This window comes from Paenibacillus sp. FW104-T2 (assembly GCF_058789975.1).
Genome location: NZ_JBYTCE010000035.1, coordinates 23,794 through 29,836 on the forward strand (window position 1 = coordinate 23,794; position 6,043 = coordinate 29,836).

The window sequence follows — 6,043 nt, forward strand, 5'->3', positions numbered from 1 at the left end:
GGGGGCTGGAAACATTGGATTATCATGATTTACTGGCTAAGCTCGGTGAAGGGAGTGCGCATCCTGGCGGATTCACGGCGACAGTGGAATTAATCGATTCCTTGTCTCTTCCTGAACGGGGGCGAGTATTGGAAGTAGGATGTGGTACAGGGAGGACGGCTTGTTATCTCGCGCGAAATGGGTATCGGGTGACGGCGATTGATCTTCACCGTCAGATGCTGGAGAAAGCGGTCAGAAGAGCAAGACGTGAACGGCTGGATATTCGTTTTATTCAGGCGGATGTCACTGCGTTACCATTTCCGGATCATCAATTTGATGTGGTGTTTGTAGAGTCGGTTACGATATTTACTCGCTGGCACGCTGCGCTCTCCGAATATAAACGGGTTTTGAAACCAGGAGGGCGTTTGATTGACAGGGAGATGATTTTGTGCGGACGGAAAACTGAGCTGATGAGCCGCAGGTTGAAGCATTTTTATGGAATGAGGACACTGGCCACCATGACGGTATGGAAGAAGCGACTCAAAAAGTGCGGATTTACCAGCGTGTTGGTTCGTGAGCACTCTCGGTCCATGGGGAAATGGGGAGTGGATCATGATCCGCACCGGGAACTGGACATGGCTCTGTTTGAGGATGAACAGGTCCGGCGCATGAGTGAAACCAATGACCAATTGCTGGCGAGGTACGGTAAAAGGTTGGGCTATGCCGTTTTTGATGCAAAGGTCCCACCTGACGAGAGATGAATGCTGATGAAGGTGAACTTAAGCGTAAGTTATTGGTGTGAGAAAAGGATAAGGCAACTCACAGGGTGAGTTGCCTTTTTGAACTGCAGTTTGAATGCGGCCCGGGAAGCCATTACAGCATATCGTTGTCGATAATTCGCCAGTGATGCTTGAGGAGGGACTCCAATTGTGGTTTGTCGTTGGTACGGAAGGCGTTAAGAATCTGGCGATGTTCCTCGTTAACCTCCTGAAGAACCCCGGATAACTTCGATTTGTTATCACTTACATACGACTGGCGAATGAAGCTGTTTTTCAATGTATCCAACATTTCAATAACGGTTGAATTGCCACATCGCCGGATGTACAAGTTGTGAAATTGATATTGGTCTTTACTATAGGCGGCAAGATCGAGCTGGGCAATGTCTTCATCCATTCTTGCGATAAGTGCTTCCATCTCAAGTAGGTCGGATGATCTCAAATGATCTGCTGCGAGTGTGGCGGCGAGAGCTTCCAGTACCCCGATGGCCTGGGAGAATTCAAGCTTTTTACCAGAATCAAAAGGAGCAACAATAAACCCCCGGCGCGGAATATATTGCAGCAGATTGTCTGATGCAAGCTGGAACAGTGCCTCTCTTGTCGGAGTGCGACTGATGTCCAGCTTTTTGCATATCTCTGCTTCGTTAATCTTCTGATTGGGGAGCAATGTTCCGTCCTGAATCTTCTGGGCGATATAGTCGTAAACGTGATCTTTCAAGGAACGGTATTTAGGTACTTCCATACCGAATTCCCCCTTCTGTAAATAGTAATGATAGGATGTGTGAGCTGAGCCCAAGTGTGGTGCGCCGTTCAGGTGTTATAAGTTTTTATCATCTTAACACCGAGGGGGAAGTTGGGCAAGCTGACTTAAATGCCTATTTAATGTTATATAAGCGTTAGATATATGACATACAATGGGATATAAGTCCATAAATGGTTGAAAGTTATTGCTGAAAATGCAAATGTTTGTTAGTATATCTTACATAAAGTTCCTTATATAGTACTATGTATATTGTATACAGATTTAAATGTGTATCATTCCAAAAAAAGAATAGGGGTATGCTCTGTGAAAAGAATTCTTTTACCAGTGTTGCTGTCATTGATGGTTGTAATCATGTCGGCTTGTGGGCAGGAACGGACAACAGGTAATCCTTCGGCTCCAGCTTCGACCGCTGAAGGTGACGCAACAGAGAAGGAAGTCATTGTACTTGGTACCAGCGCAGATTACGCACCCTATGAGTTTCATAAGAGCATCGATGGCAAAGACACCATAGTAGGTTTCGATATCGAGATTGCCAAAGCCATTGCAGCGGATATGGGAGCAGAGTTAAAAATCGAAGACATGGATTTTGACGGTCTCCTCATGGCGCTGGACACTGAAAAGGTGGATTTTGTGATCTCGGGCTTAACCCCGACCGAAGAGCGGAAGAAAAACGTGGATTTCACGGACATCTATTACTATGCGGAACAGGCAGTGCTTATCCGGGAGGGTGAGGGGGGTACGTTAGGCTCACTGAAGGACCTGTCAGGCAAGCAGATCGGTGTGCAGAAAAGCTCCATTCAAGAAGGGATTGCTCAAGGGATAGATGGTGCCAAGCTCACATCCCTGGCGAAAATCCCTGAGTTGATTCTGGAATTGCAGACTGGCCGCGTGGATGCGCTCATTTTGGAGAAGCCGGTAGCGGAACAGTATGTGAAAAATCAGCAGGGACTTGAATTGTCGGACATAAAGATTGAACAAGCTGAAGATGAAGCTGGATCAGCAATTGCCGTCAAAAAAGGGAATCAGGAGTTGGTGAAACAGATTAACGCTACACTCCAAAAGCTCAAAAGTAACGGTGACATCGAACGTTTCGTCATTGAAGCCAATGAGTTGGTGGGGGACTAAGCCTGGCGAGTGAGGGATATGCCGTGAATTTAGATTTTTCTTTTTTATCGGATCATTGGCAGGATTACGCAAGAAGTGCTTGGGTAACGTTGGAATTGTCTTTCTTTGGCGTCCTGCTGGGCACCATCCTTGGCGTTTTGGTTGCACTTTTGCGTATATCACGTGTGTGGCCAATCAAATTTTTGGCATCAGCCTATATTGAACTCATTCGGGGCACACCGATGCTGGTGCAAATTCTTATCATTCACTATGGTCTGACGGTGATCGGCATCAACTTGCCTGCATTTATGTCGGGGGTTGTGGCACTAACCATCAATAGTTCTGCTTATATGGCGGAAGTGTTTCGGGCCGGAATCCAGGCGATCGATAAAGGTCAGACGGAAGCTGCTCGTTCACTTGGTTTAACCCATGGCATGACACTTCGCTACATTATACTGCCTCAGGCGTTCCGCAACATGCTGCCGGCAATCGGTAATGAATTCATTATCATTATTAAAGACTCTTCCCTTGTCTCCATGATTGGGATTGCCGAAATTATCTACACGGCCAGAGCTGTTCAAGGTGTTACCTTTCAACCACTCGCCCCGCTCCTCGTGGCTGCTGCACTCTATTTTGTGATCACATTTACACTGGCTAATCTGCTTGCCTGGGTAGAACGGAGGCTCTCTGCTTCCCGTTAATTGAGGTTTATCCTCGGTACCAGGGCTATGGTGGAATTGGCTGTGAAGGGGTCGTAAATGGAGAAGGCGGAGCATACATTGATATTGTATTTTGTATACAGATCGGCAGGAGGTGCTGAGGAGTAATGTCAGACTCTCAAAAATGGTTGGAATGGTCGGAACAATATGCTGCGCCTAACTATCATCCGCTCCCGATTGTCATTGAGACAGCCGAGGGGGTTTGGGTTCAAGATCCTGAAGGCCGTCGATACATGGATATGCTAAGTGCCTACTCGGCGTTGAATCATGGACACAGGCATCCTGTGATTATTCAGGCGCTGAAGGATCAAGCAGACCGGGTTACGTTGACTTCGCGGGCGTTTCACAGCAGTGCAGCCTCCCTTTTTTATCAGAAACTCTCGCAATTTACGGGCAAAACGAAGATTCTTGCAATGAATACGGGTGCTGAAGCGGTGGAAACTGCGGTTAAGGCTGTGCGCAGATGGGCCTACCGTTGTAAAGGTGTCCCGGAAAATCAAGCTGAAATTATTGTCTGCTCCGGTAACTTCCACGGAAGAACGTTGACAGTCACGTCTTTCTCATCTTCAGCTGCGTACCAAAAGGACTTTGGTCCATTCACGCCTGGATTTCGAATTATTCCTTATGGGGACATCGATGCATTGAGGCAAGCGATCACTCCCAATACTGCGGCGTTTCTGGTAGAACCGATTCAGGGTGAGGCAGGTATAATTATCCCGCCGGACGGATATCTTGCGGAAGCTTTTGAACTATGTAAGAAAATGCAGGTGTTAACGGTGGCGGATGAGATCCAGACGGGTTTCGGTCGAACGGGACGCCGTTTTGCTTCTGATTGGGAAGGGGCAGTGCCTGATCTCTGGATCATGGGTAAAGCGCTTGGTGGAGGGATTATGCCGATCTCGGCTGTGGCAGCGGATGCAGAGATCCTTGATTTGTTCGAGCCGGGCTCTCATGGTTCCACCTTCGGTGGTAATCCGCTTGCTTGTGCGGTGGCTGTTGCGGCGCTGCAGGTATTGGAAGATGAACGACTGGCGGAGCGATCGGAGCGTCTAGGGAATTATTTTATGAAACATCTCAAGGGGATTGGGAGTGCAGTGGTAAAAGAGGTACGAGGAAAAGGGTTGTTTATAGGTGTCGAACTTCATGTGCCTGCCCGCCCATATTGCGAGCAACTAATGACAGCAGGATTGCTGTGCAAGGAAACGCATGAGACGACGATACGTTTTGCACCCCCTCTTACCATAACGGAAGATGAAATCAATTGGGCAATAGAAAGAATTAAACAGGTCTTAAAGGATTAAGGGATGGGAGCCTGGATAGGCGGATGTGAGATCGGTTCTAATTATCTATCATTGCTTTAGAAATAAGCCGCGAAGGGGCTGATCTGTATGGGGAATCATAATACGGAAACTGCAGGCAAGCTGGAAGCTGCTATTGAAATAGGGTCGAGTTCTAAGGAGCAGCGCCAGGTGGCTGTTATTAAAGTTCCTTTTGGCCTCGGGGGTGCTCGCGGGGGTGCAGAGTTAGGTCCGGATGAGCTGATTACAGCTGGGCTGAAGCGGGAGATTGCGAGACTCGGATTAGTTCTGACGGAGGAAGTACGTGTGGATTGTCCGTTGGTAGCTGATGCGCAAATTGAGCGTAACCGTGCTAAGTATTTGCGTGAAGTGCGCCAGGTGAGTGAGCGGGTGTGCACAGAAGTGTCGCGTGTGGTAGCAGGGGGCGTGTTCCCGCTTGTTCTCGGAGGAGACCACAGCGTGGCAATCGGTACTATGGCGGGGTTAACTTCTCATTATTCCAACTTGGGTGTAATCTGGTTCGATGCACATGCTGACCTGAATACCGAAGAGCGCAGTTTGTCCGGTAACATGCATGGGATGAGTCTGGCTGCGGCACTGGGACATTCGACGTTTAATTTATCCCATATCCCTGGGGTTGGTCCATTTATTAATCCTTCCAATCTGGTGTACGTTGGGTTGCGGGATATTGATGAGTATGAGAAAGAGCAGATTAGAGCACATGGAATCAAAAGCTTCACAATGCATGATATAGATCGAATGGGAATCCAGTGGGTTGTCGAACAAGCGGTGGCTGTGGCAGGAAAGGGAAGTGACGGGATTCATCTTAGCTTCGATATGGATTGCCTTGATCCTCGTGAAGCGCCAGGGGTGGGTACACCAGTCCCGGGAGGGTTGAACTATCGTGAAGCGCATTTTGCACTGGAGTTACTGGCTTCTACGAATCGTATTACCTCTATGGAACTTGTGGAGGTCAATCCGTTATTCGATCATAATAGACACACTGCGAGGCTGGGGGTAGAACTCATTGCGTCGCTGCTGGGTAAACGCATATTGTAATGAGTTTCAGTGGAGTGGAAATATCGCATGGTCCTAAGAAGTCTCTTATATAGAAGGAAAGAGTTTTATGATGAGCCGGAACCGAGTCTCGAATGTACCTTCCTTGAAGTAGGGAGAGAGGCTTGTCTGGCTTTTTGTTATTCTCTTATGAACGTGATTGAGTATGCCGAAATATGATCTTACATATAGAAGGTAAGAAGAGTGGAAGACAGGGGTAGAAGGATATGAGTGTGGTTTTTAACTTTTTTGAAAAAAGTACTTGCATAATAAAACTGTACATGGTATATTCTAATTCCGGCCAAGAAAACACGAGAAACACGGTGCGGTAAGCAAACTGAAAAGCTT

General features: G+C 47.6%; 6 protein-coding genes. 5 read left to right on the forward strand and 1 reads right to left on the reverse strand.

The features are described 5' to 3' along the window. Positions 1-14: 14 nt before the first annotated feature. The gene (locus AC3WQ3_RS27725) at positions 15-740 is read left to right on the forward strand and encodes a class I SAM-dependent methyltransferase (RefSeq protein ID WP_164764375.1); all 726 of its coding nucleotides are present in this window, start codon (positions 15-17) and stop codon (positions 738-740) included. 112 nt (positions 741-852) lie between these two features. On the opposite strand, the gene AC3WQ3_RS27730 is transcribed toward AC3WQ3_RS27725, so the two are convergent. Then, positions 853-1,497: a GntR family transcriptional regulator gene (locus AC3WQ3_RS27730; protein ID WP_127541299.1), complete on the reverse strand. Its 645-nt coding sequence runs from the start codon at positions 1,495-1,497 to the stop codon at positions 853-855. Between the two features lie 324 nt (positions 1,498-1,821). Here AC3WQ3_RS27730 and AC3WQ3_RS27735 point away from each other — a divergent pair, with 324 nt between their 5' ends. The 4 genes from AC3WQ3_RS27735 (at position 1,822) to rocF (ending at position 5,698) form a co-directional block, all read left to right on the forward strand. Further along, entirely contained in the window at positions 1,822-2,643 is an 822-nt protein-coding gene (locus AC3WQ3_RS27735) for a transporter substrate-binding domain-containing protein (protein WP_492474260.1), read from the forward strand. A 23-nt stretch (positions 2,644-2,666) separates the two neighbouring features. After that, positions 2,667-3,323, forward strand: a complete 657-nt coding sequence (locus tag AC3WQ3_RS27740; protein WP_337035822.1) for an amino acid ABC transporter permease — start codon at positions 2,667-2,669, stop codon at positions 3,321-3,323. Positions 3,324-3,448: 125 nt separating this feature from the next. Beyond that, positions 3,449-4,642, forward strand: a complete 1,194-nt coding sequence (locus tag AC3WQ3_RS27745; protein ID WP_492474261.1) for an ornithine--oxo-acid transaminase — start codon at positions 3,449-3,451, stop codon at positions 4,640-4,642. 87 nt (positions 4,643-4,729) lie between these two features. After that, positions 4,730-5,698 carry an arginase gene (rocF, locus tag AC3WQ3_RS27750; RefSeq protein ID WP_492474262.1) on the forward strand — a complete coding sequence of 323 codons (969 nt, stop codon included), beginning with the start codon at positions 4,730-4,732 and terminating at the stop codon, positions 5,696-5,698. The last annotated feature ends 345 nt before the right edge of the window (positions 5,699-6,043 follow it).